This is a genomic window from Sorangiineae bacterium MSr11954 (genome assembly GCA_037157815.1).
Taxonomy (GTDB): Bacteria; Myxococcota_A; Polyangia; order Polyangiales; family Polyangiaceae; genus Pendulispora; species Pendulispora albinea.
Genome location: CP089984.1, coordinates 10,972,367 through 10,995,881, shown reverse-complemented (window position 1 = coordinate 10,995,881; position 23,515 = coordinate 10,972,367). Strand labels below are relative to the sequence as shown.

The window sequence follows — 23,515 nt, the reverse complement described above, 5'->3', positions numbered from 1 at the left end:
CTCAGCTCCTCATCATCGAAGCCGCGCCGCCCGACGCGGAAGGTGTGGAAGGTAGGCTCGAAGGTGTGCGAACTTCGGGCCCCGAAAGCGGCGAACGCCGCGGCGTGGCTTGGCTCTCCGGTGGAAACTCCAAGAGGCGCACCAGCTCGCGCGCCCGCACGGCCGCGGAGTGCTCGTCCAAGGTGCGCTCCCGCGCGCGCGCCGCGATGCGCGCGAGGTGCCCCGGATCGGTGTGGATGGCCCTGACGGCGTCGGGGGTATCGTTCGCCAAGAGGATCTCCGATCCGGGCACGAAGAACTGGTCCAGCCCCTCCCACGCATCGCTCAGGATCGGCACACCGCAGGCGGCCGCCTCGAACAGACGGCCCGACGGGCAGTATCCCCACTTGGCCATCGCGCCCCGGGTGGCGTTGAGGGTGAGCTTGGACGACGCAAAGAACGTCGCGTGATCACCTGGCGGCAAGTGCGCAAGGGTACGCACGTTTCGAGGCCATGCGATGTCCTCGGGGTAGAGGGAGCCCGCGAGAAAGAACGAATGCGACGGGAGCTTTCGCGCGACATCGAGGAAGAGCCGATCGACCGCGGCCTGCCGATCCTCGGCGTACGTTCCCAAATAGGATAAATCGGAGCGGTACGCGCGCGACGGCGGGCACGGGTGGTGCGTCTCGGGATCCACGCTGCCATAGAGCGGCGCGACCACCTGCGCGCCCAACTCGTACCTCAGCGCGTCGAGCGCGGCGCCGCCGGTAAAGCTCAACACCAGATCGAAATCGCCGAGGAGGCCCGTCGGCAGGTACCGAACCGTCTCACCACGCAGAAAGTGCTCGAGGGTCACCGGGGTGTCCAAATCGTAAAAGACCCGCATGGGCACGCGCGCCGACAGCACGCTCTCCGTGGCCGCGCGCGCGTGAGGACAATACGACGTGACGATGGCGGCGTCCGCGTTCGCCAGGGTCGCGCGCACCTTGGGCAGCACGTCCTCCCATTTTTCATAAAGGTGCAGTGTGCACCCAACGGGATCGGGCCGATCGCGGTGCATCGCGTAGTAGGGGACGTCGCACTCGAAGAACGTCACCTCGTGCGAGGCCTGCGCGAGCGCCCGGCAGAGCCCCCGCCAGAGCGTGGCGTGCCCATTTCCCCATGACGAGCTAATCGTCAATCCGAACACGACGAGCTTCATGCGAACACCTCCTCGCGCGCCTCACGAGCTTCACGGGCGAGCTGTTCGTCCAGAAACTCCTCGACATCGTCCACCAGCCGCAGCCCCAGGAGCACCGCGCGCCGCTGCGGGCTCAAACGCCGAAAGGAATATTCGACCTTTCGTCGGGTCTGCTCGCGCCCGAAATAACGAAGGTAGCCCGGGCTGTTGAGCGAGAAGAACGATAGAACGTCGGCGTCGTTCAACAGGGCGAGCTCGTGCGATCCGCCCTCGGGCGACTCGTGCCGCGCGATCCATCGGGTGGCCCGTTCGCGCATCTCCGGCGCGATGCCGCAGCGCGCGAAGATGGTGGACGCGAGCCGTGCGCCCTCGCGGGCATGGCCCTCTTTGAAGGCGCGGTAGTCGCGCGCATGGTGCTCGTGTCGGGCATCGGCTTCGCTGACCAGCCGCTCGATATCGTGGAAGAGAATGGCCAATTGCGCCTCCGGTGTCGCGTTCGGATCCAGCCGGAGCATCCAGGCCCAAGCATCGATGGCGTGATCGTAATCGGCGCGGACCAGCGGCTTGCTCGAATCGTGCAGCGCGCGATGCGCCTCGAGGAGGTCTTTCCAGTACGCGTCACGTGGCGCGCGGGTCGACCAATCGAGGAAGCGCTGGTATCGGGTCAGCACCTGCATCGGCGTGTCGCCGTCGCGGGGATCGCCGTTGATGTCCAGGATCACCGGATCGCGTTCGAGCGCCGGTACGAGGGCTTCGTCGAAGTAGCCCGCGTTCCATGGGCTCTGTTGCCAAGCCTCGGTGTGAACGACGATCTCCGAGTAGGCGCAGAGCCCGTACGGCCGGGAAGGTCCAACGGCGATCTTCGCCGTTGGAAACGCGCGCATGAGACGCACGACCACCTCGCGCTTGCATCCCCCCATCAATCGAAGGCCGGCCAACATGGCTCACGTCCTCCAATTGGCACGCAACCTGTCGTTGCGTCGCGGAATACCCCGCTGTGGCGCATTGGCTCGCGACCAACGATTTACAGGGAATTTGCGGACGTTCCGAGGTGCGCGCGCCGACCGAGGCCCCAAAGGCCGGCCCAACGCGTGGCACCGCGCGCCTCGATGCTCGGGTGGTCCGGCGGTGTGCGCGATGCGCGCGATCCGTGAGTGAGCGTCCGCGTCGTGGTCCATGATCGTAAGTAGAGCACTGCGCGTGCCACGGAGTCGGCCGGGCCTGCTCGTATCGCCGCTGCGCGCTCGGGGCCAACGGCTTGCATGACCACGCCGCCGGATGACCACGAACGTCGAACGTCACCAATCCGCCGTTGGACGTCGCCAATCCGCGCAGCCGGAGAAGCCGGGGAGCACGGGGACGTCGACGGCGCCAAAGAAGCCAAAAAAGAAGGTCTGGAGATCCATCGGATTGGGCCTGATCACGGGCGCCGCCGACGACGATCCCTCGGCCATCGGCACCTACGCGAGCGCCGGGGCCAAGCTCGGTCCCTCGTTCTTGTGGACCGCGCCCGTGACATTTCCCATGATGTTCGCGGTCGTCTATCTCTCGTCCAAGCTGGGCCAGGTCACCGGCAAAGGGCTCTTTGCGGTCATCCGCGATCATTATCCGCGCTGGATACTCCACACCGCCCTGATCGGTGTGCTGATCGGCAACACCATCGAGGCCGGCGCCGACATCGGCGGCATGGCGGCCGCGGTGGAGCTGCTCGTGCCCGTGCCGCGCCCGATCATCGTGGTGGTGGTGAGCGCGGCGATTCTTTGTCTTCAGATATGGGGCTCTTATCAGCTCATTCGCAATGTGTTTCGATGGCTGGCGCTCTCCTTGTTGGCTTATGTCGGGGCTGCTTTTCTCGCCAAGCCCGATCTCGGCGAGGTCGTTCGCGGTACGCTCGTGCCGAGCATTCGCTTCGATCGCGAGTTTCTTTCGCTGCTCGTGGCCGTGATTGGTACGACCCTCTCCGCGTACCTCTATACGTGGCAGTCGAACGAGGAGGTCGAAGAGAAGATCGCCGAGGGGCGCACGCGGCTGTCGGAGCGCCGGGGCACGTCGGACGAGCGGCTGGCGCAAAGCAAGTGGGATATTTTGCTCGGGATGTTCTTTTCGAACCTCGTCATGTACTTCATCATTCTGGCGACGGGATCGACCTTGTATCGCGCAGGGGTCACCGACATCGACTCGGCCGCCGAAGCCGCCCGCGCGCTGCGCCCCATCGCGGGCGGCGCGGCCGAATGGCTCTTTGCGGCGGGCATCATCGGGGTGGGGGTGCTCGCCGTCCCCGTCATGACCACCGGCGCCGCGTACGATTTGTGCCAAGTGCTCGGCTGGAAGCATGGCCTGGGGATGAAGCCCCACGAGGCCAGGCGATTCTATGGCGCCATCACCTTTTTTACGTTGGTGGGGATGGCGATGAATTTTCTCGGCATCAACCCGCTGCGCGCGCTGGTCCTCTCCGGCATCGTGCAGGGATTTTCCACGCCGCCGCTCTTGTTGCTCATCATGCTCATGACCAACAACCGCGCCATCATGGGCCATCGCGTCAACGGAAAGGCCCTCAACGTGCTCGGCTGGACCACGGTGGTGGCCATTTTCTCGGCCACCGCCGGCCTCGTGTACACGTGGATCCTATGAGCCAGGTCATGGCCGTCGTGCGACGGTCGCGCGCATCGAATCCCATAGCTGCGCGACGTGCTCGAGCTCCGTTGGCTCCGCGCCGATCGAGACACGCACGATGCGCCGGCCGTTCACCACCGTGGACGTCAAATACGCTCGGCCGTCCTCGTTGATGCGGTCGGCCCAACTTTGGTTGTGCGCATCGATCTCCGCGTCGGTGCGGAGGCCCTCGGGGACGTGGCGCACGCACACGGTTTGAAAGAGGACGGGCGCCACCACCTCCCAGCCCGGTTCGTTTGCGACCTGGGCCGAGAGCCATTGGGCGTTCGCCAGATCGCGGCGGATGCGGCCGAGGAGCCCGCTGGTCCCTTGTTCGCGGAGCAAGCACCAGAGCTTGAGCGCGCGAAAACGGCGGCCGAGCGGGATGCCCCAGTCGCGGAAGTTGGTGACCTTGTCGTCGGCCGCGGTGCGGAGGTAGCTCGGCTGCGTGGACATCACGCGCGTGAGGTACGCGGGATCGCGCACGTAATACGCGGTGCAATGCATGCCGGTGCCCAGCCATTTGTGCGGGTCCACGGTGATGGAGTCGACCCCTTCGATGCCGCTCCAGTGCGCGCGGCACTCGGGGGCGATCATGGCGATGCCCGCCATGGCCGCGTCGACGTGCAGCCACGCTCCGTATCGTTGCGCGAGCTCTCGCAGCGGCTCGAGGGGATCGACGGCCGTGGTGGCCGTGGTCCCGATGGTGGCCACGATGGCGCAAGGTTTGTTGCCCGCGCGCACGTCCTCCTCGAGGCGCGCGCGGAGCCGGTCGACGCGGATGGCGTAGCGCTCGTCCGTCTCGATGGTGCGCACCTGATCGCGGCCGATGCCCGCGAGGGCGATGGCTTTGTCGACCGAGCTATGCGCTTGATCGGAGACGTAAACGACGAGCGGCGCGGGGCAGCTTTGGAGGCCGCCCGCGAGGCGCGCGTCTTTGGTGCTGCGCTCGCGCGCGCAGAGCATGGCCACCAAGGTCGCCCCCGACGACGTGTCTTGAATGGCGCCGCGAAATAGGTCGGGGAGGCCGAGCATCTGCCGCAGCCAATCCATCACCACTTCTTCCAGCTCGGTGCCGGCGGGGCTCGTTTGCCAGCTCATACACTGCGCGCCGAGGCCCGAGGCGAGCAGATCGCCGAGCACGGCCGACAAGGTCGTGTTGCTGGGAAAATACGCGAAGAAGCGCGGATGGTTCCAGTGCGTGACGCCCGGCACCACGATGCGCTCGAAGTCCGCGAGGATCGCGTCGAACGACTCGGGCTCCTCCGGCGGGGAGGGTGGGAGCTTCGCCCGAACGGCGCCCGGCGCTTCGTTCGACATGACTCTTCGCTCCTCGACCGTCTCACGGTAGTCGGCGATCCAGTCGATCAGTTTGTAGCCCAGAGCGCGAAATTGATCGGGGGTCATACGCTCAGTCTACGGCGTTCAAATTGATTTGGTACCAAACGATTTTCGGGACGGGCCTGGGGAGGGGGTTACATGCCCCCAGCTTCCGAGGAGCGCAGGAGCCAGACGAGGCCGAGCAAGCTTGCGACGATGACGGCGAAGGCGGTGATGACGACGAAGGCGTAGCCGGGGGTGAGGGGGGACGGCTTTTTCTTGGTGGGGGCCGGCTCGTCGATTTTGGCGACGCTGGCGATGGGGGCGGAGCTGCGGTCGTCCTCGGCGCGCAAGGAGGATGAGGCGGGGATTTCGGAGATGGGGGCGTCGCTTTTGTGGCCTTCGCGCAGCGGTTGCGGCGGGACGTCGGCTGGGACCAGCTTTTCGTCGGGGGCCGCCTCGAGATCGGCCAGGGCGTCGGCCACCGGCTCGTGCAGCGCCAGCACCGTGGTGCCTACGCGCACCATCGACGATGATTTCCACACCATGTCGCGATCGCGCTCGAGCGGTATTTCGCCGATGAAGACGCCGTTCTTCGAGTCCAGATCGCGCACGAGCACCACGCTGCCCCGTCGCACGATTTGCAGGTGCTCGCGGGACGCGTCGCGTTCGTCCAACGTCAGATCGCAGGCGTCGCCGCGGCCCACGATGTAGAGGCGCCCTTCCTCCTCCAAATGCAGAAAGGCGCCCGAGGAGCGCCCTTCGACCACCACGATTTTGGCGACCGTGCTGTCGCCGAGGGAGCTCATGGCCTGCGAGACCAGCCGCAGCGCCAGATCGCGCGTGGCCATCGACAGATCGCGGGTGGCGGGGCGCTGATCGATCTTGAGCTCGAGCCACACCCGCCCCACGCGCACCAGATCGCCCGACTGAATGACGCGGGGCACTTGGGGCAAGAGCCGAACCCCGCCGACGAAGGTGCCATTGAGGCTCCCTTCGTCGATGAGCGTATGCACCCCCGCGTCGATGCGAAGGCTGGCGTGGCGGTGGCTCACGCTCACGTCTGGGAGCCGCACATCGCACCCGGTGCCTCGGCCAATGACGATGCGCGGCCCGTCGAAGGTGAGCGAAGGTGATGAAGATGCTTCGGCGGGCGCAGCTTGGGATGGCGCGCCCTTGGCCTCCTTGCTCGGCGGCGTGGAGGCCGTCGAGGGGGTGGAGTCGGGCGTGCGAACGACGATGGTCAGCGGCATGGAAGCCTCGGCTTGCGTGGCGTCAGGATCGCAGAGTCTCCTTCGTCCCCGCTGCCAGCGAAGTTCCGTGCTTTTCGACCCACGCGATCACATCTTCGGAAACGTCGCGCCCTTGGTGCGCGCTGAGCTCTTGAATGCCTGTGGGAGAGGTGACGTTCACCTCGGTGAGCTTCCCACCAATGAAGTCGAGCCCCACGAAGTAGAGGCCATCGGCTCGGAGGCGCGGTGCGATATCGGCGACCACGGCGCGTTCTTGTGCGGTGACCTCACACGGTTCCACGCGCCCGCCCACGTGAATGTTCGAGCGGAGATCGTCGGAGCGGGGTACGCGGTTGATTCCCCCCAGCACCTCGCCATCGAGGAGGAGCACGCGCTTGTCCCCCTGACGCACCGCGGGGAGGTACTCTTGGACCATCGCGGCCACTGCGCCCTCGCGGGTCAGGGTCTCGATGATCGAGCGGGCGTTCTGATCGCGCCGCGCCAGGAGGAGCACGCCTGCGCCGCCTGCGCCGTGGAGCGGCTTGATGACGGCATCACCCCCGACCTCGTCCACGAAGGAAAGGATGCGCTCACGGTCGGTCGCCACCAGCGTTTTTGGCATGTGACGCGAAAAATGCAGTGGGTATAGCTTCTCGTTCGCGTCGCGCAGCCCGCGCGGATCGTTGACGATGAGCGTCTTTCCGCGCGCCCGCTCGAGCAGCAACGTGGCATAGAGGTACTCGGAGTCGAACGGGGGATCCTTTCGGATGAAGATGGCGTCCACCTCGCCAAGGCGGACGTCGCTCTCGGCCCCATACTCGAAGAAGGGGGCGGTGTTCTGGACGGTCAGACCCCGCACACGCGCGAACACATCTCCGTCTTTTGCGAAGAGATCGCGCAGCTCCGCGTGCAGGAGCTGATGACCGCGTTTCAGGGCGGCCCGTTGGAGGGCAAAGCTAGTATCCTTGTCCGGCAGCACCCGCTGCATCGGATCCATCACGAACACGAATCGCATGAACGCCTCTTTTCGCGCCTTCCTAGCACGCAGCCTACCACGCCGTATTCCCCGAGCCGAAGGCGCTCGGCTGCCGATCGTCTTCGTGGCGGTCTTCGCGGTCTTGCTGCTGGCTTTTCCAGCCTCGCGCAGCAACGCGGCCTATCCGGCCGCGGCCGAAGGGCCCTCGGCGGCCGTGGCCACCGAGAACGCCGACGCCACCCACGCTGCGCTCGAGACCCTTCGCGCAGGCGGAAATGCAGTGGATGGCGCCATCACGGCGGCGCTTACGCTCGGGGTCGTCAATCCCATCTCGAGCGGCATCGGCGGCGGGGGCTTCGCGCTCGTCTACTTGAAGAAGGAGCGCAAGGTGCTCGCCTTCGACTTCCGGGAGACGGCGCCGCAGAAAATCGACGTCGAGCGCCTGCTCGCCCAAAGTGGCTCGAACGCGCCCCGCGAGCAACGCGGGCACGCGGTGGGGGTCCCCGGCGAGCCGGCGGGCCTCGAGCTCCTCAATTTGCGCTACGGCAAGCGCTCCTTGGCGGCCGACGCGCTGCCCGCCGCCGATCTGGCCGCCCGCGGCTTTGCGCTCGGCCGGCACATGACCGACTCGATCGCCAAGCTCCAGGAGTACATCGCCGTCTCGCCCGATCTGGCGCGCGTCTTTTTTCCGGGCGATCACCCGCTCGGCTTCCGGTCCTTGGTGCGCCGCCCGGAGCTGGCGCGCACCTTGACCCGGTTTGGCGCCGAGGGCTCGCGTCCCTTTTATGCGGGCGACATCGGCAAGAAGATCGTGCAGGCGGCCAAGAGCGCGGGCGGCACCTTGGAGGAGAGCGATCTCACGGCCTACCGGGTCAAGGAGCGCGCCCCGCTGACCCGCACCTTTGGATCGCGCACCGTTTATGCGATGCCGGCGCCCTCGGCGGGCGGGCTCATGCTGCTCGAGGCGCTGAGCATCTTCGGCGCCGATCCGTCGAGCATGCTGGGGAAGCTGGGCTTCGGGTCGAGCGAGTACCTGCACATGCTGGCGGAGGTGATGCGCGGCGCGCTGGCCGATCGCATCCGCGTCGCCGGCGATCCCGATCTCGAGACCTCCGTGAACGAGGCGTACGAGCGCGCGCTTTCGGCCGATCGCATGGCCGCCCGCCGCCAGCGCCTCGATCCGTACAAGACGCACCCGGCGCCCGAGTTCAAGTCGCAAGAGCAGGGGACCAGCCACATCGTGGTCGCCGACGTCGAAGGAAACGTCGTTTCGCTCACCACCACCGTCAACGGTCCCTTTGGGGCGCGCATCGTGGCCGGCGACACCGGCATTTTGCTCAACGACGAGCTGACCGATTTCTCGTCGCCCAGCGATGTGAGCGGCTTCGGCGTCATCGGTCTCGGACCGAACCGCGCGCGTCCGGGGGCGCGGCCGGTTTCGAGCATGACGCCGGCCATCGTCCTCGAGAACAGCGCGCCCATTCTGGCCGTCGGCGGCTCGGGGGGCATGCGCATCGCGAGCAACGTGATGCAGGCCACCCTGGCGCGCTTGGTGTTCCAGATGGATCCGGGGGCCTGCGTGAGCTCCCCGCGCATCTTCGTGCACGGCGCATCGCCCGAGGTGCTGGTCGACCCTGAAATCGCCGAGGACGTCCGCGCCGGCATGCGCGCCCGCGGGGAGCAAGTGCGCGAGGAGCGCATGCTCTCGAGCAGCGTGCAGATGGTCGCGTGGGATCGCCGCGGGCCGCAGCCGCGCCTCCTGGCGACCGCCGATCCGCGCAAGCACGGCTTTGCGATCGCGCAGTGAAGTCCGTGGACAAGCGAGCCGTTCGCTCCGAGCTGCTGCCGGCGGAGAGCAAGGTCATGGAGAAGCTCGGGGGCTTGCCCCTCGACTTCCGCGCCATGGCGGCCATCTCCAATTTGTTCCGCGCGTCGATGGCCGTGCGCCGGCGTCTGGAGGCCAATGTGCTCGCGTCCGACCGGCTCTCGTGGACGTCGTTCTCCTCGCTGTGGGTGCTCTGGGTCTGGGGCGATATGGAGGTGCGCGATCTCGCGTCCGCCGTGTGCATCAGCCGGCCCACGGCCACCGGCGTGGTCGCCACCTTGAAGCGCCGCGGCTTGGTGAAGAGCCGCCCGGGCGAGCACGATGGCCGCACCGTGTTCGTGGAGCTCACCACCAAGGGGCGGCGCACCATCGAGCGCGTGTTCCCCTCGTTCAACGCCGAAGAAGCGGCGGTGGCGAGCTGCCTCGCGCCGGCGGAGCAAGATCAGCTGGCGGGGTTGCTGCGTTCGTTGCTGCGCGGGGTCGATCCGAAGAATCAGAAGAACGATAAGTAGAACGCGCGCGCTTCGTCGGGTGCGGCCGTGGAAGTCGGCGCGGCCGCCGAAATCGGCGCGGCCGTGGAAGTCGGCGCGGCTGCCGAAATCGGCGCGGGCGCGGCATCCGGAAACGCCGCTTTGTGGTGCTCCCATTCGGCGCGCTTCACGGCGGTGAAGACGCGCACGAGCTCCGGATCGAGCGCCGCGCAGAGCGGCGTATCGGCGGCGAGCGCGGCCAGCGCGGCGGGGAGCGAATCGGGGATGCAGACGCCTGCGCCGACCCCGGCGCCGGCGGACGCCTTCGATTTTCCGCCGAGCCGTTGCGGCGGCGGCGGCGCGATCCCTTGCTCCACGCCGAGGCGCGCGGCGTGCAGCATGGCCGCGGCGACCAAGTACGGATTGGAGGCACCATCGGGCGTGCGGTGCTCGAGCCGCGTTCCCGCGCCACGCTCGGGCGGGATGCGCACGGCCGCGGTGCGATCGTCGTAGCCCCAGTTGGCCCAATAGCCGTTCATCTGCCCCGGGCGCAGCCGCCGGTACGCGTAAACATTGGGCGCGAAGATGGCGGCCAATCCATCGTGGTGCGCCAGGAGCCCGCCGACACAACGTTGCGCCTTGAGCGAGAGCCCATCGGCGGTGTTCGGATCCCACAGCGCGTTCTCGCCGGAGGTGGTGCGGAAGCTCAGGTTGACGTGCATCCCGCTCCCCGCGCGCTCCGCGAACGGCTTGCCGAGAAAGGTGGCGCGATGGCCGAGGCGCATGGCCACCTCGCGCACCAGAACGCGAAGCAAGAACGCATCGTCGGCGGCGGCCAGCGCGTCGCGGTAGCCGAGGTTGATCTCGAACTGCGCGTCGTCGAACTCGGTGCTGAACCCCTCGATGGGGAACCCCGACGCCACCGCCGCGCGGGCCATCTCATCGAGCACCCCGTCGGGATCCACCGCGGGGCCCGTGCCATACACGCGCGGCGCCGGCGCCTCGATGGGCTGGAATTTGCGAATATCACGAACGTCGCGAATATCGCGCGCGCCGGGGACCGCGGGCGCAAGAAGGTAGAACTCCAGCTCGAACGCCAATTGCGGATAGAGCCCCATCTCCAGCCAAGGGACGCACGCGCGCCGCAGGACCTGACGCGGATCGATGGGGAGCGGCGATCCATCGCGCGCGAGATCCGACATGGCCACGAGGGTGTCGGGCTCCCACCCGGGCCGCAGCGATCCCGTGTCGCAACGGCTTTGCATATCGGCCAAGCCCACGTCGTACGCCAGGCCGGGCACGGACAAGATCGTCTTGTCGAGCATGGTGACGAATGTGGTGATGGCAAAGTTGGTATGACCCGACTCCGCCTTCTTCCCATACAGGTACTTCCCGCGTTCGAGCCCGAGCAAATCCGACCAAAGCAGGCGCAAACGCTTTCCGGCGAAGTTGTTGGTCATGGCTTCATCCCCTCGTTGGCCATTGGATTCATGAGCGCCGCGACTTCGGTGTCGTCGGTGTTGGCTGCGCTGGCTGTGTCTTCCGTGGCGCGCGAATGCCGCGAAACTCCCAATCGCCACCCAGCGCGGTGGAGAGCACCTCTTCCGAGTCGGAAGGTTGCGCGCCCACGTCATCGCGAACGTGCGCCTCGCCTTCCACGATGCGGTTCGTCAAGGTGCCGAGTCCCTCCACGCGGACCGACACCACGTCCCCCGGCTGGACCGGTCGCGAGCTCGCCGGCGTGCCGGAGAGGATCACATCACCGGGTCGAAGCGTGATGGTGCGCGCGAGATCCGCCACCAGATAATGCATATCCCAGATCATCTCATCGGTGGTGCCGTCCTGGCGCACGGCGCCGTTCACCAAGGTTTGAATTCGCTTGGCGCGAAAGTTCCATTCGGTGACCAACCCCGGACCGAGCGGGCACAAAGTATCGGAGCCTTTTACGCGGAGCATCGAGCCCGCGTCGGTGTCCCGAAAGTCATGGAGGCCGTAGTCGCACGCGATGGTGTAGCCCGCGATGCAATCGGCCGCCTCCGAAGGGCGGATGTTCTTGGTGGTGCGTCCGATGACGATGGCGATTTCGCCCTCGTAGTTCAAATAACGGCAGGGCGGCGGGCGAACCACATCCCCGAGGTGCGCGTTGAGGGAGCTCACCGGCTTGTGAAAATACGTGGGCGCGTCCGCCAGGGTCGCGCCGAACTCCGCGCGCCGGCTCTCGTAGTTGAGGTGCACGCAGAGGATCTTCGTGGGCTCGCACGGCGGAAGATGCCGAACCGCATCGGCTCGAAAGCGTCTTCCGTCGGCCGCCACGAGCTCCCCATCGTTTGCCCCGCCGTCCACGCGCACCGCGAGCGGTGCTCCGTCCACGAGAATGCGTCGCGTCTCCATTGTCCCACCTCGTCCTTGCCGTCGCCCGCCCGCCCGGCAAATTGATTTGGTACCAAACTATTTGGCGTTATACTGCGAGCGATGGCTCCGCTTCAAGGCTTCTTGCCGCCTCGAACGCCCGAAGGTCGGGCCTCCATCGTTCGCCCTCCGCCGTGGCACTACTCCGGCGACATCGTCACCATCGAATATCGAACCGATCCTTCGAGGGTCGCCGCCTTGCTACCGGACGGCATCGACCTCGCGGACGACGATCCCGGCGCGGTGGCCATTCTCTGGGCCGATTGGCAGTCATGCTCCGACTCGTTCGAGGAGCTCGACGATCCGGTGCGTGCACAATACAAAGAATGCTTCGTGGTGGTGCGCTGCAAATGGCGCGGGCAGCACTACTCCCGCTGCGTATACATTTGGGTCGATACCGACTTTGCGCTGGCCCGCGGTTGGCACCAGGGCTACCCGAAGAAGCTCGGGGCCATTCATATGACGCGCCCTGTTACCGTGGGGCGCGCGGGGCCGCGGCTGGAGCCGGGCGGCCGTTTTGGTGCCACGCTCTCCGCGCAGGGCCGTCGTTTGGCGGAGGCGCGTTTTACGATCACGGGACCGTCGGAAGGCGCGGGCTTCGTCAATGCGCTTCCGATGCTGCACTCGCGCGATTGGCCGTCCATCGAGGCGGGGGCGCCGCCCTCGATGAAGGAGCTGGTGACGATGAAGGGGCGCGATGTGGAGTTGGGGCCGGCGTGGACCGGTGGGGCGGAGCTCAATGTCTTTTCGTCGCCCACCGAGGAGCTGAGCGCGCTCGGGCCGCGGGAGATGATCGCCGGATACTTTCGCAGCGTGGGCGTCACCTTCGAGGGTGGAACGACGTTGGATGCCGCGCGCGGCGAATGAAGCGCGCGAGGGCGCGAACAGGTCGAGAACGGACGAAGAGCGAATCAAAGCGACTCTAAAGGAGATGCACGTGGGGAACCGAACGACGGTCGAAGGGGTCGAAGTTTCGACGGAGCATTGGATCGCGGGCGAGCGCGCGGGCTCCGCAGACGTGTTCGACGACATTTCGCCCATCGACGGGGCGGTGATCGCGCAGGTCGCCCGCGGTGGCGCGCGCGAGGTCGATCGCGCGGTGGCCGCTGCACGATCCGCGTTTGGCACGTGGGGCCAAACGCCTCCCGCCGCGCGCGCGCGTGTGCTGCGTGCCATCGCCGCGGGCATCGAGCGCCGCATCCCGGAGCTGGCGGCGGTGGAGACGCGGGACGCGGGGGCGCTCCTTCGGTCGATGCAGCGCAATGTCGTGCCGCGCGCCGCGCACAATTTCCGGTTTTTTGCCGAGCACCTCGAGGCGCTCGGCGCGCCCGACTTCGAGACGCGCGGCCACATGAACCATGTGCGGTGGGAGCCCTCGGGCGTGGTCGCCCTGATCACGCCTTGGAACGCGCCGCTCATGCTGGCCACGTGGAAGATCGCGCCGGCGCTCGCCTCCGGGGCCACCGTGGTCCTCAAGCCGGCCGAGTGGTCGCCGCTCACCGCCTCGCTTCTGGCCGACATCGCACACGAGGCGGGGCTGCCGCCCGGCGCCTTCAACGTCGTTCAAGGGTTGGGCGAAGAGGCGGGGGCTGCGCTCGTTCGCCACCCCGACGTCGGCCGCATCTCGTTCACCGGCTCCACGCAAACGGCGCGCCTCATCGCCGAGGCGGCGGCCCGCAACCTGACGCCCGTATCGTTCGAGCTCGGCGGAAAGTCGCCGCTCCTGGTGTTCGAGGACGCCGATCTGGATCGCGCCGTCGAACAGGCCGTGGGGCAATACGATCACGCCGGCCAAGTTTGCTTGGCGGCCACGCGGCTGCTGGTGCACCGTGACGTGTACGACGCGTTCCTTCCGCGTTTTCTGGAGCGCGCGCGCGGTCTGCACCAAGGCGATCCACGCGATCCGAGGAGCGACATCGGTCCGCAGATCACGCGCGAGCACCTGGAGCGCGTCGATCGCTTCGTCCGCACGGCGCGCGAGCAGGGCGCCCGCGCGGTGCTCGGCGGCGAGCCGAATCGCGAGGCGGGCGGCCTTTACTACCGGCCCACGCTCTTCGTCGACGTGCCTCCGGGGGCGGAGATCCTCTCCGAGGAGGTGTTCGGTCCGGTGCTCACCTTGCAGCGGTTCGACGACGAAGAAGAGGCCATCGCCCTGGCGAACGGCACCCGCTACGGGCTCTCCGCCGTGGTGTTCACCTCGAACCGAGCCCGCGCGGAGCGTGTTTCGGCGCGGCTGGTCGCGGGGACCGTGTGGGTCAACTGCTTCTTCGTCCGCGATCTGCGCGCACCGTTCGGGGGCGCACGCCAATCGGGCATCGGGCGCGAGGGGGGAACGTGGAGCTTCGACTTTTACGCCGACGTGAAGAACGTCTGCACCGCCCCTTGGAGTTGACGACATGGGAGAAATCGTGGGCGCGGCCATCGTGTCGCACGCGCCGGGCATCATGCTTCCGGAGCCGGTGCGGCGTTCGCTCAACGGGGGCGAGGACACGTCGCTCGTGCCCGGCCTTCGCCGGTTGCGCACCGAGGTGCTCGATCGCCTGAAGGCCGACACCTTCGTGGTGTTCGATACGCACTGGATCGTCACCTTCGAGCACATCCTCACAGCCCACGCGCGCCGCCACGGACGCTTTACGTCGCACGAGCTGCCGCGCGGTATGAAGGACATCGCTTACGACATGCCGGGCGATCCCGAGCTGGCCTTTGCCGTGGAGCGGCTGGCCAAGTCGCGCAACGATACATGGGCCCTTGCGTGCGACGATCCGCTGCTGCCCATCTTCTACGGGACCGTGAACCTCTGGACGTACCTCGATGGCGGCGAGCGCTGGGTCTCCGTGGGTGTCAACCAGACGTGCGAGGCGGACGACTTTCTTCTGCTCGGCAAGCTGATCGCCGAGGCCATCGCGGGCCTCGCGGATCGGCGGGTGGTGCTCCTCGCGTCGGGAGGGCTGAGCCACCGCATGGTTCCGTTCAAGGCCCTGCGCCACTGCGAGTCCTCGAGCCCGGAGCACATTTTCAGCGCCGAGGCGCGGGCGGCCGATGAGCAGGTGCTCGCATGGCTGCGGGCCGGCGAGCATCGGAAGGTGATCGATTTTGCGCCGGAGTACCAAAAGCACGCACCCGAGGGTAAGTTCGGCCATTATCTGATGATGGTGGGGGCGCTCGGGGGCGATGCATGCAAGGCGAGGGGGATCCCGTTCTCGGCCTACGAGAACTCGGTGGGAACCGGCCAAGCCCACGTGTGGTTCGAGCGGCCGGAAGGTGGCTCCTGGTCCATTCCCCAGGAAATTCATTCGGAAAGTCGAGCTACGGTAAGGCCATGACGATCGAGCGAAGGCAGGCGAGCGTCGCGCGCGGTGTTGCGACCGCGCACCCCATCGAGGTGGTCCGCGCCGAGGGGGCGCGTGTTTGGGACGCGAACGGCAAGGAGTACCTCGACTTCATCGGCGGCATCGGGGTCGTGAATGTGGGGCACAACCACCCGCGCGTGGTCCGCGCGATGCGCCTGCAGCTGGAGCGATTCACGCACGTGTGCTTTCAAGTCGCCACGTACGCGCCGTACGTGGAGCTCGCAGAGCGGCTCGATGCGCTGGTCTCCGGTGCGCGGTCGCAGCCGCTGCCTTCGTCGCGGGCGTCGTCGTCGCAGCCGCTGTCCTCCTCGCGCGGGGCGTTCTCGCAGCCGCTGCCTTCGCCTTCGTCGTCGCGCGCTGCGTACAAGACGTTGTTGCTCACCACCGGCGCCGAGGCGGTCGAGAATGCCGTCAAGATCGCGCGGGCGTATACGAACCGGCCGGCCGTCATTGCCTTCGACGGCGGCTTTCACGGTCGCACCTTGCTCGGCATGACCCTCACGGCGACCGGATCGCTCTACCGACAAAACTTCGGCCCGTTCGCGCCCGAGGTGTACCACGCGCCCTTTCCGCACGCGCTCCACGGGGTGAGCACCGAGGCGGCGCTCCGTGCGCTCGAGCATCTCTTTGCCACGCGCGTTCCGCGCGATCGGGTCGCCGCGTTCCTGGTCGAGCCGCAGCTCGGGGAGGGGGGCTTCGTGCCGGCGCCGCCGGAGTTTCTAAAGGAGCTACGCCGGCTCGCGACGGCGTACGGCATCGTGCTGGTGCTCGACGAGATCCAGACGGGCTTCGGGCGCACGGGGCGCATGTTTGCGTTTCAGCACTTTGGCATCGAGCCGGATTTGATGACCCTCGCCAAGAGCCTGGGGGGCGGTCTTCCGTTGTCGGCGGTCGTTGGCAAAGCCGAGATCATGGACGCGCCGGCGCCGGGCGGGCTGGGTGGCACCTACTCGGGGAATCCGTTGGCGTGTGCGGCGGCGTTGGCGGTGCTGGACGTCTTCGAAGAAGAGGGGCTCCTCGAGCGCAGTCAGGCGCTCGGCGCGCAATTGCATGCGGGGCTCACGGGGCTGCAGTCGCGGTTTCCTCGCGTCGCCGAGGTGCGCGGTCTCGGGTGTATGTTGGCGATCGAGCTCTCGAGCGAGGGCGAGAGCGCCGTGGAGCTCACGCAGCGTATCCTCGACGAGGCTCGTGCCCGCGGGCTGCTGCTCCTACGCTGCGGTCCGCACAAAAATGCGATCCGCTTTTTGCCGCCGCTCAACGCCATGCGTGACGACATCGATCGCGCTTTGGCGATTCTGGAGGGCGCCTTTCAGGCGTCGCTCAGCGCGTAGGCGTTGCCGTCGTTTCTCCGGCCGGCGCCCCCACCTCGACCCTCGTCCTGGGGAAGAAGGAGCCGAAAGGCGGGAGCCGGCAGCTACCGGGTGTAGCAGGTGCCGCTGCGCGAGCGGCGAGGACGGCTATTCGTCGGCGAAGGCTGCGAGTTGGGCGTTGCGATCGGCATCGAGGTCGCTTGCGACCGCGTAGCCGACGCCTGCGCGTTGGGTGACGGCCAGTCGATAGCCGTTGACCTCTGCGACGCGGACTTGGGCGGTGCCGACGGCGCGGGGTGCGAGGCCTTCGTCGTCGACTTGGATGTGGCGCGGATCGTAGACGAAGACGCTGACCCGCCGCATTTCGGCGCCGGAGCCGATTTCGTATTGGAGCATCGCGGCGCGCTCGTGGTGGACCATCGGCAGGACGCGGCCGCCGACGAGGCGGGCGCCCGTTCGCTTCTCGAAGCTGGTCGGACGTACGGGGACGCCGACATAGCGTTCGAGCTCGCGCACGTCTTTGGGATCGGTGCGCTCGGGCGGGAGGGGATGCGAGTGCTCCGCCACCAAATCTTGGATCAAGCTGTCGCTCGCCAGGCCCGCTGCGCGGCGGTCGCTCGACGTGCTCTTGCTCATCGGCCCGCGCGTGGCGGTGCCCCATACGATGGCCAGTGCAGCGGCACTCGCCAGCGGCACCATCGCGCGCCACATCAAGCCCGTCTCTTGGGCTTTGCCCGTGCGGCGGGCGCTGAAGAAGCCTGCTTGCGCATCGGCGCGGCGCTCACCGCGTTCGTGCTCGGCGGCCATGGCGGCGACCACGCGCAGGCGCAGTCCCTCGGGCGCCGTGGTCTTCACCGTGCGCTTCAGCGAACCGCGCACCGCGTGATCGAGCTGCACTCGCTCACGGCACGTTTCGCAACCGGCCACGTGCTCGTCCACTTCGAGCACACGGGATGGCTCCAATTCACCATCGACGTACGCACCGAGCAGATGACTATAGTGCGTGCACGTGCTGTTGATGCTGCGGGGGCTCATGCTGATCATCCGACTTTTCGCCTCTTCGCTCGATACGCGGCGATGTCGGTGGGCTCGGAGTCGCGCTGCGCGCTCTCGTTGGAGCTCCCGACATTGTCCTCACCCTTGACGATACCCAAAGCGAGCGCGTGTCCATAGAGGGCACGTTGAAGAAGCTTACGTCCCCGATGCAGCCGGCTCATGACCGTTCCGATCGGGCAGCCCATAATTTCGGAAATCTCTTCGTATGAAAATTCTTCCACGTCGCAGAGGACGACCGCCAGCCGGAACTCGGCGGGGAGCTTGTCCAGCGCGGAGCGAACTTCGCCCTCGACGATGGGCATCAACGCAATCTGCTCCGGATCGCGAAGCTGCCGCATGGTCGATGCGCTCACCCAGCCGTCGGCGAGCGGATCGGCGTCCGGCCCGTCGAAGAGAGAACGCTCCAGTCCGCCTCTACGGTACTTGTTGATGAAGGTGTTCGTGAGGATTCGGAAGAGCCACGCCTTGAGGTTCGTGCCGGCCCGGAATTGATCGCGGGCACGCATGGCCTTCACCATCGTGTCTTGAACGAGGTCTTCCGCTTCGGTCGGATTTCGGGTCAGCCGACACGCCACAGCGTACATGGCGTCCAGATGAGACAGGGTCTCTTCTGTGAACGTATCGGAATCTTTGATCTTTTCGTCTTCCGCAACGAAAGCCGACATGGTGGAGCGTCCCTTCACTGGCAGCCAACAGAGGGTATCGAGCAGGTATTCCCCAGAACGATACGCATCCTCCTCCAACGCGCCCGCCGTTTTAACTCACGGATAACGGGCCCAGCTGTATCCGAACGCGAGCCGGCGCTCCACCCCAGACGCTATTTTACGTCCTCCTCGTGTCCTTGGTTGGTCGACTCTTTCTCTTCGCTGTTTCCCTTGGCCGCCTTCAACTTCTTCTCGAGCTCATCGATGCGGACTCCCAGCCGGCGCACCTCGTTCTGAAGCGCCTCCCAGGGGGTCGAGCTCGGTAGGACGCTGCGAATGCGCTCGTCGATTTTGTGCTGCCAATCTTCGAGCGTTTCCTTGGCTTGGTCCACGAGGCTCGGCTTCGACGCGTGGGCTTCCTCGCGCACCACCTCGACGGTTTCTGCCGCCTCGACCTCGCCCTCCGTTTTGCCTTTGGGGACCGGGATGAGCCGGCCGATGGGACCTTCGCGCAGGTCCGAGAGCACCTTCTCCGTGCGCGAATGAATCAGCTCCTTGAGCGTTTGCAGGGGCACGTTCCGCGAGTGAGCTTTCTGCTCCTCGTAGATGATTTGCGCGAGGGTGACCTCCGTCAGATCTTCCTTCGATGTGTTGTCGATGATCTGTACATCTTCACCTGTGCGCACCATTTCGGCGATCTGCAGCAGCGTGACGTAGCGACTGTCCTTGGTGTCGTAAAGTTTGCGATTTGAGTACCGCTTGATCACGCGCCGCTGACGCTCGGAAGTCAATTGCGCGTTGTCGGCGGTCTGCGAGCTTGTCTCGGGCTTGGTGTCCACGATTGACGCTGCCTCCGTCTTCGGTTCGAAAAGAAAAACGTGGGTCCCTCGTGTCTCACCTGGGCCCTGCAGGTTGGGCGCGGGGTGAGCTCGGGTGCTGGTATTAGGTTAAGCTTACCTTTAGAGCGTACCTTGATGCGAACCAGTCGGGGCGAGAATTGACGTTGGAGGCGCTCGAGGCCGTCGGGGTGCGAGCGAGCTACGCACCCCCGGGCGGAGCGAAGACCGAGGCTTCGGCTACATTCGTGCTCGATAACATCGACCTGGCGGTTCGCGAGGGAGAGCTCGTCGCCTTGCTCGGCGCCAATGGAGCGGGCAAAAGCACGCTGCTTCGTGTGCTTTCCGGCACGCTTGCGCCGTCTTCCGGGCAGGTTCGGCTATTTGGAACCCCGTTGATGCACCACGATCGGCGTGCCATCGCCCGCACCATGGCGGTCGTTGGGCAAACCGAGGACGTGGCGTTTGGTTTCCGTGTCCGGGATGTTGTCATGATGGGACGTGCCCCGCACCAAGGTGGTTGGATGCGGGCCACCGACGAGGACGTCTCGATTGTTCAGGAGACAATAGAAAGTTGCGACCTGGCCGCACTGGCGGATCGCCCTGTGTCCGCCCTGAGCGGCGGGGAGCAAAAAAGGGTGGCCATCGCCCGCGCCCTGGCGCAGCGCTCGCGCGTGCTCTTGCTCGACGAGCCGGCGGCATTTTTCGATGTGCGCCATCAAATTGCGCTCTACGACCTGCTCGCCGAGCAGACCGCGCGCCGCAAGCTGGCGTGCGTGGTGGTGATGCACGACATCAACATCGCAACGCAGTACGCCACGCGCGTCGCGCTGGTGAAGGCGGGACGGCTGCTCGCCGTGGGGCCGGTGGACGAGGTGATGACGTACGCGAACCTCTGCGCCACCTTCGATACGGATCTCTACGCCGGCATGAACGAGCTCACCGGGGCCCGCTTTTTCCTACCGATGCGCGGGCGCGGCGCTAAAGCGCGCGCTTGATGAGCGACTCGAGCTCGGAGGCGGCGGTGAAGCCTTCTCGGACGGCGATGATCTTTCCCTCGCGCGAGAGGATCACCAAGGTGGGCAGGTTGACGACGCTGTAAAGACGCGCCGCGTCTCCGTCGTCGTCGTAGACGATGGGGTAGGAAATTTTATGATCGCTGATCCACTGGGCGGCGGCGCCGGGGGCGTCGCTGGTGTTCACGCCCAGGACGGCGACATCGTTCTCGTAACGATGGGCGAGGCGATCGAGCACGGGCGATTGCGCCTGGCAGGGGCCGCACCAGGTGGCCCAAAAGTCGAGGATGACGGCTTTGCCCTTGTACTCGTTGAGGGCGATGGTGCGCTTGCCGATCTGCGGCGCGTTCGCCACCAGCTCCAGCTGAAATTCCGGCCCCGCCTTGCCCGCGAGCGCGCCGCCCTCCGAGCCGCGAAACCAGCGGGGCAGAACGGCGAACCCGAAGACGACGCCGAGCACCATCACGACGATGGCCACCGTGTAGAGAACGCCGCCGCCGTCGCGGGAAGTCTGGGATGGTTCGGCAGTCATCGACATGGCATTGGCTCTAGCACGTCCCCGCGGGGGCCGTTAGCGGCTGGCGGTCGAAACTCCCTGAGAGATGGCCAGATCGCGCGCCGTTCGTGCGCGTTCGGTCATCTGCTGCGCCGACGGCGGCAGGTGCACGATGAATCGCGCGCCGCCAAGATGGCTCTCGGCGACGTCGATGGCCCCGCCGTGCTCGACGACGACCTTTTTGCAGATGGCCAGGCCGAGCCCGGTGCCATCGGCCTTGGTCGTAAAGTACGGATCGAACACGCGGGTGCGCGATGCTTCGGGGACGCCCGGGCCGTCGTCGTCGATCATGATCGAGACGCCGCCGTTCTCACCCCGGATGGCGCTCACGTGCACATGCCCGATGTTCGTGCCCTCCGGTACCTGCGGCTTGTCGCCCGGGCCGTAGTGCGCGTCGCGGATGGCTTGCACCGCGTTGCGCACCAAGTTGACCACCACGCGCCGCAACATTTGCCGGTCGATGGCCGCCACCAGCGGCTCTTGGGGCAGATCCCACGAGATGTCGACGTTGGCCGTGAGCTCCACGTCGACCCCCTCTCCGGGGAAGCTCGTCTCCTCCAGGTGCGTGAGCTGCTCCGAGCACTCGCGCAAGAACTCGCGCAGGCTCGACTCCTTCAAGTCCACGTTGGGGAGGCGCGCGAAGTTGGAGAAGTCGCCCACCAGCCGCCGCAATGTGCCGACCTCCTCCTCCACGATCTCCAAGGTCGTATTGAGCAGGGCGCGAAAGCGCGCGTCGTCGCCGGCGTATTTGCGATGGCACTCTTGAACGGCGAGCTGGATGGGGGTGAGCGGATTTTTGATCTCGTGCGCCAGGCGCTGCGCCATCTCTTGCCACGCGCCCATGCGCTGGAGGAACTCGATGCGGGCGCGCGATTGGCCCATCTCCGTGATCATGCGGTTGAAGGTGCGCGCCAGATCGGTGAGCTCGTCGGAGCCGGTGACCGGCACCCGCACCGAGAGATCGCCTTGCGCCACCAAGTTGATGGCCGCGGCCAGGCGGTTGATGCGCAATGTCACGCCGCGCGCGAGCAAGGTGCCGAGCAAAATGGTGACCAGGAACGTGATGCCCAGCAGCGCGGCGAAGGCCTTCAGGTAGCCCGCGTAGTACTCCCCGCGCGAGGCCTCCACCTGGTGGTAGCTGGCGACGACTTCGCCGGCCTGCGCCAGCTCGTCGATGCGGTGCCGATCGATCACGAACACGGCCTCGAGCGACGGCGGCGCCGGATCGTTCGACAGGGGCTTGGGGACCTTGAGGCTCAACTCGGCGGTGTCGTCCACCGGGCGGCCGCGATCGCGGGTGGCGAGCAGCTTGTGATCGGGGTCGAGGACTTGGAGCGATACCAGCGAGGGGAAGCGCGGAAAGAGCGCGTCGAGCTGCGCCTCGATCAGCTCCGTGTTGCGGTGCGTGGCGGCTTCGCGGAGCACCTCGTCGGCCGCGATGGCGGCGGCCTGGTGCTTCATGTCGTCGCGGATGGCTTTGACGTAATCCTTGTAGATGTCCACCCCGCGATCGAGCTGCTGACCCCACTCGGGCTTGAACCAGATGGCCACCGCCTGCTTGAACAGGGAGTTCGCGAGCAGCATCGCCATGAGCAGCGGGAGGATCGCCGACACGAGAATGGCGAGCGCCAGCCGCCGCTCGGTCTTTCCGGGGATACGCACGGCTACACTCTAGCGCCGTACGCTCAAGGGCCCCACCACAGCATGTGGTGCGCGACCGGTTTTCCCTCCCACGATACGATGGCCACCAGCTGGTCGCCTTCGAGCTTGACGATGGGCTCGGGGAACGCGTCGGCCGGGATGAACGACGCTTTGTGAAACCCGCCCAAATCCAGCCAAATGAGGTGAAGTCCGCCCTCGCCCGGCCCATACATGAGGAGCATGCGCGCCGGATTGTCCGCGCCGCCCTCACCGAGGAGCAGAAAATCGAGCCATTTCAGGCCCATGTCGGCGAAGCGCTCGGCGCGGGGAAAGTCGCTGCCCAGATCGCGCAGCTCGGGGAGGTGCGCTTTCAGATGCTTGTAAAGTACATCGTATCGGACCTTGGCGATGCGCGGGAGCCTTCGGTCCTTGGGGGCGATGGGCGGGAGGAGGTCGACGCGCGAGGTGGGGACCTCCACGTGGGTGCGGTAGCGATCGGCCAGGGTGCCGGCATAGACGGTGGGGCTGGCGGTTTCGCTCGACGGGGCGAGGGCGTCGTCGCTGAGCGACTTGAGCCACCATTGGAAGATGGCGAGGTGCGCTTCGCCCGCCGGGGACGCGAGCTCGATCACGCTCTCCCACAAAGGCCTGCGCACCGCCCAGCGCGCTCGGCGCCGCGAATCGTGCAGGATGCACACACCGACGTAGGCGGCGCCGTGGACGACGAGGTTGAAGAGCTCATTGTCGGCCGTGCCCGGCTCGCCACGTTCGAGCCAGCGATCGCGGCGGCTCGGGGTGAGCGCGGCGCTCAGGCGGTGCACGCTCGCGTCGGAGAAGTCGAGCCGGAGCTCGTCGTCCGAGAGCTCCAGAAGGGCGGGGGCGCGGGCGGCGAAGATGCGGGCCGCCTCCTCCAGGTGCGCCAAAATAGCAGGATTTTGCCCAGGATTTGCGTCCACCGTGCGCGCGCGAGCGAGGTCATCGCGCGCATCGGCTGGATACAGGGGCAAGAAGTGAGTCAAAAAAAGCCCTTCCGCGGTTACCGGCATGGCCGCGTAGTCTACAC

General features: G+C 66.7%; 21 protein-coding genes. 8 read left to right on the top strand and 13 right to left on the bottom strand.

The features are described from left to right. Position 1 precedes the first annotated feature (1 nt). Positions 2 to 1,180, bottom strand: coding sequence for a glycosyltransferase (locus LZC94_43095; protein WXB14600.1), 1,179 nt, complete (start codon positions 1,178 to 1,180; stop codon positions 2 to 4). Beyond that, the gene (locus LZC94_43090; protein ID WXB14599.1) at positions 1,177 to 2,100 is read right to left on the bottom strand and encodes a DUF4202 domain-containing protein; all 924 of its coding nucleotides are present in this window, start codon (positions 2,098 to 2,100) and stop codon (positions 1,177 to 1,179) included. Before LZC94_43090 ends, LZC94_43095 begins: the two co-directional genes overlap by 4 nt. Positions 2,101 to 2,437: 337 nt before the next feature. Between LZC94_43090 and LZC94_43085 the strand changes: the two genes are divergently transcribed. Then, positions 2,438 to 3,790, top strand: a complete 1,353-nt coding sequence (locus LZC94_43085; GenBank protein WXB14598.1) for a divalent metal cation transporter — start codon at positions 2,438 to 2,440, stop codon at positions 3,788 to 3,790. A gap of 6 nt (positions 3,791 to 3,796) precedes the next feature. Here LZC94_43085 and LZC94_43080 read toward each other — a convergent pair whose 3' ends face one another. The 3 genes from LZC94_43080 to gshB all read right to left on the bottom strand — a co-directional run bounded on the left by LZC94_43080 (position 3,797) and on the right by gshB (position 7,378). Further along, positions 3,797 to 5,218 carry an aminotransferase class I/II-fold pyridoxal phosphate-dependent enzyme gene (locus LZC94_43080; protein ID WXB14597.1) on the bottom strand — a complete coding sequence of 474 codons (1,422 nt, stop codon included), beginning with the start codon at positions 5,216 to 5,218 and terminating at the stop codon, positions 3,797 to 3,799. Positions 5,219 to 5,286: 68 nt separating this feature from the next. Continuing rightward, positions 5,287 to 6,384 carry an FHA domain-containing protein gene (locus LZC94_43075; protein WXB14596.1) on the bottom strand — a complete coding sequence of 366 codons (1,098 nt, stop codon included), beginning with the start codon at positions 6,382 to 6,384 and terminating at the stop codon, positions 5,287 to 5,289. A gap of 22 nt (positions 6,385 to 6,406) precedes the next feature. Further along, positions 6,407 to 7,378 carry a glutathione synthase gene (gene gshB / locus LZC94_43070; GenBank protein WXB14595.1) on the bottom strand — a complete coding sequence of 324 codons (972 nt, stop codon included), beginning with the start codon at positions 7,376 to 7,378 and terminating at the stop codon, positions 6,407 to 6,409. On the opposite strand from gshB, the gene LZC94_43065 reads away from it, so the two are divergent. Then, on the top strand, positions 7,377 to 9,146 hold the full coding sequence (locus tag LZC94_43065) for a gamma-glutamyltransferase family protein (GenBank protein ID WXB14594.1): 1,770 nt from the start codon (positions 7,377 to 7,379) through the stop codon (positions 9,144 to 9,146). The two genes, gshB and LZC94_43065, sit on opposite strands and share 2 nt — an antisense overlap. Before the next feature lie 5 nt (positions 9,147 to 9,151). Further along, entirely contained in the window at positions 9,152 to 9,676 is a 525-nt protein-coding gene (locus LZC94_43060; protein WXB14593.1) for a MarR family transcriptional regulator, read from the top strand. Here LZC94_43060 and LZC94_43055 read toward each other — a convergent pair. Both LZC94_43055 and LZC94_43050 read right to left on the bottom strand, forming a co-directional pair. Beyond that, entirely contained in the window at positions 9,658 to 11,094 is a 1,437-nt protein-coding gene (locus tag LZC94_43055; protein ID WXB14592.1) for a glutamine synthetase family protein, read from the bottom strand. The genes LZC94_43060 and LZC94_43055 overlap by 19 nt on opposite strands. A gap of 28 nt (positions 11,095 to 11,122) precedes the next feature. Beyond that, positions 11,123 to 12,025: a fumarylacetoacetate hydrolase family protein gene (locus LZC94_43050; protein ID WXB14591.1), complete on the bottom strand. Its 903-nt coding sequence runs from the start codon at positions 12,023 to 12,025 to the stop codon at positions 11,123 to 11,125. An 81-nt stretch (positions 12,026 to 12,106) separates the two neighbouring features. Here LZC94_43050 and LZC94_43045 point away from each other — a divergent pair, with 81 nt between their 5' ends. The 4 genes from LZC94_43045 to LZC94_43030 all read left to right on the top strand — a co-directional run bounded on the left by LZC94_43045 (position 12,107) and on the right by LZC94_43030 (position 16,724). After that, on the top strand, positions 12,107 to 12,910 hold the full coding sequence (locus LZC94_43045) for an acetoacetate decarboxylase family protein (GenBank protein ID WXB14590.1): 804 nt from the start codon (positions 12,107 to 12,109) through the stop codon (positions 12,908 to 12,910). Positions 12,911 to 12,980: 70 nt separating this feature from the next. Further along, positions 12,981 to 14,435: an aldehyde dehydrogenase gene (locus tag LZC94_43040; GenBank protein ID WXB14589.1), complete on the top strand. Its 1,455-nt coding sequence runs from the start codon at positions 12,981 to 12,983 to the stop codon at positions 14,433 to 14,435. 4 nt (positions 14,436 to 14,439) lie between these two features. Next, entirely contained in the window at positions 14,440 to 15,366 is a 927-nt protein-coding gene (locus LZC94_43035) for a hypothetical protein (protein ID WXB14588.1), read from the top strand. Continuing rightward, positions 15,363 to 16,724: an aspartate aminotransferase family protein gene (locus LZC94_43030; GenBank protein ID WXB14587.1), complete on the top strand. Its 1,362-nt coding sequence runs from the start codon at positions 15,363 to 15,365 to the stop codon at positions 16,722 to 16,724. The genes LZC94_43035 and LZC94_43030 overlap by 4 nt, the downstream gene beginning before the upstream one ends. A gap of 126 nt (positions 16,725 to 16,850) precedes the next feature. On the opposite strand, the gene LZC94_43025 is transcribed toward LZC94_43030, so the two are convergent. From LZC94_43025 to LZC94_43015, 3 genes are all read right to left on the bottom strand, one after another. Beyond that, positions 16,851 to 17,738, bottom strand: a complete 888-nt coding sequence (locus LZC94_43025) for a zf-HC2 domain-containing protein (protein WXB14586.1) — start codon at positions 17,736 to 17,738, stop codon at positions 16,851 to 16,853. Between the two features lie 5 nt (positions 17,739 to 17,743). Beyond that, positions 17,744 to 18,502 carry a sigma-70 family RNA polymerase sigma factor gene (locus LZC94_43020; protein WXB14585.1) on the bottom strand — a complete coding sequence of 253 codons (759 nt, stop codon included), beginning with the start codon at positions 18,500 to 18,502 and terminating at the stop codon, positions 17,744 to 17,746. A 74-nt stretch (positions 18,503 to 18,576) separates the two neighbouring features. Further along, positions 18,577 to 19,242, bottom strand: coding sequence for a polyhydroxyalkanoate synthesis regulator DNA-binding domain-containing protein (locus tag LZC94_43015; protein ID WXB14584.1), 666 nt, complete (start codon positions 19,240 to 19,242; stop codon positions 18,577 to 18,579). 158 nt (positions 19,243 to 19,400) lie between these two features. Here LZC94_43015 and LZC94_43010 point away from each other — a divergent pair, with 158 nt between their 5' ends. Further along, complete coding sequence (locus LZC94_43010; protein WXB14583.1) at positions 19,401 to 20,237, top strand: ABC transporter ATP-binding protein; 837 nt, start codon at positions 19,401 to 19,403, stop codon at positions 20,235 to 20,237. On the opposite strand, the gene LZC94_43005 is transcribed toward LZC94_43010, so the two are convergent. Genes LZC94_43005 through LZC94_42995 form a run of 3 tightly spaced genes read right to left on the bottom strand, consistent with a single transcriptional unit; the run spans position 20,221 to position 23,498 of the window. Next, positions 20,221 to 20,793, bottom strand: a complete 573-nt coding sequence (locus LZC94_43005) for a redoxin domain-containing protein (GenBank protein WXB14582.1) — start codon at positions 20,791 to 20,793, stop codon at positions 20,221 to 20,223. The two genes, LZC94_43010 and LZC94_43005, sit on opposite strands and share 17 nt — an antisense overlap. Before the next feature lie 33 nt (positions 20,794 to 20,826). Next, a complete protein-coding gene (locus LZC94_43000) occupies positions 20,827 to 22,473 on the bottom strand; it encodes an ATP-binding protein (protein ID WXB14581.1) in 1,647 nt (548 codons plus the stop codon). Between the two features lie 23 nt (positions 22,474 to 22,496). Beyond that, positions 22,497 to 23,498 (bottom strand): hypothetical protein, encoded by a 1,002-nt coding sequence (locus LZC94_42995; GenBank protein ID WXB14580.1) that lies wholly within the window; start codon positions 23,496 to 23,498, stop codon positions 22,497 to 22,499. Positions 23,499 to 23,515: the final 17 nt, after the last annotated feature.

Coding starts and splice junctions, on each gene's coding strand:
- LZC94_43095 (WXB14600.1), bottom strand. CDS start 1,180: ATGAAGCTCGTCGTGTTCGGATTGACGATTAGCTCGTCATGGGGAAAT.
- LZC94_43090 (WXB14599.1), bottom strand. CDS start 2,100: ATGTTGGCCGGCCTTCGATTGATGGGGGGATGCAAGCGCGAGGTGGTC.
- LZC94_43085 (WXB14598.1), top strand. CDS start 2,438: ATGACCACGAACGTCGAACGTCACCAATCCGCCGTTGGACGTCGCCAA.
- LZC94_43080 (WXB14597.1), bottom strand. CDS start 5,218: ATGACCCCCGATCAATTTCGCGCTCTGGGCTACAAACTGATCGACTGG.
- LZC94_43075 (WXB14596.1), bottom strand. CDS start 6,384: ATGCCGCTGACCATCGTCGTTCGCACGCCCGACTCCACCCCCTCGACG.
- LZC94_43065 (WXB14594.1), top strand. CDS start 7,377: ATGAACGCCTCTTTTCGCGCCTTCCTAGCACGCAGCCTACCACGCCGT.
- gshB (WXB14595.1), bottom strand. CDS start 7,378: ATGCGATTCGTGTTCGTGATGGATCCGATGCAGCGGGTGCTGCCGGAC.
- LZC94_43055 (WXB14592.1), bottom strand. CDS start 11,094: ATGACCAACAACTTCGCCGGAAAGCGTTTGCGCCTGCTTTGGTCGGAT.
- LZC94_43050 (WXB14591.1), bottom strand. CDS start 12,025: ATGGAGACGCGACGCATTCTCGTGGACGGAGCACCGCTCGCGGTGCGC.
- LZC94_43045 (WXB14590.1), top strand. CDS start 12,107: ATGGCTCCGCTTCAAGGCTTCTTGCCGCCTCGAACGCCCGAAGGTCGG.
- LZC94_43035 (WXB14588.1), top strand. CDS start 14,440: ATGGGAGAAATCGTGGGCGCGGCCATCGTGTCGCACGCGCCGGGCATC.
- LZC94_43030 (WXB14587.1), top strand. CDS start 15,363: ATGACGATCGAGCGAAGGCAGGCGAGCGTCGCGCGCGGTGTTGCGACC.
- LZC94_43025 (WXB14586.1), bottom strand. CDS start 17,738: ATGAGCCCCCGCAGCATCAACAGCACGTGCACGCACTATAGTCATCTG.
- LZC94_43005 (WXB14582.1), bottom strand. CDS start 20,793: ATGTCGATGACTGCCGAACCATCCCAGACTTCCCGCGACGGCGGCGGC.
- LZC94_42995 (WXB14580.1), bottom strand. CDS start 23,498: ATGCCGGTAACCGCGGAAGGGCTTTTTTTGACTCACTTCTTGCCCCTG.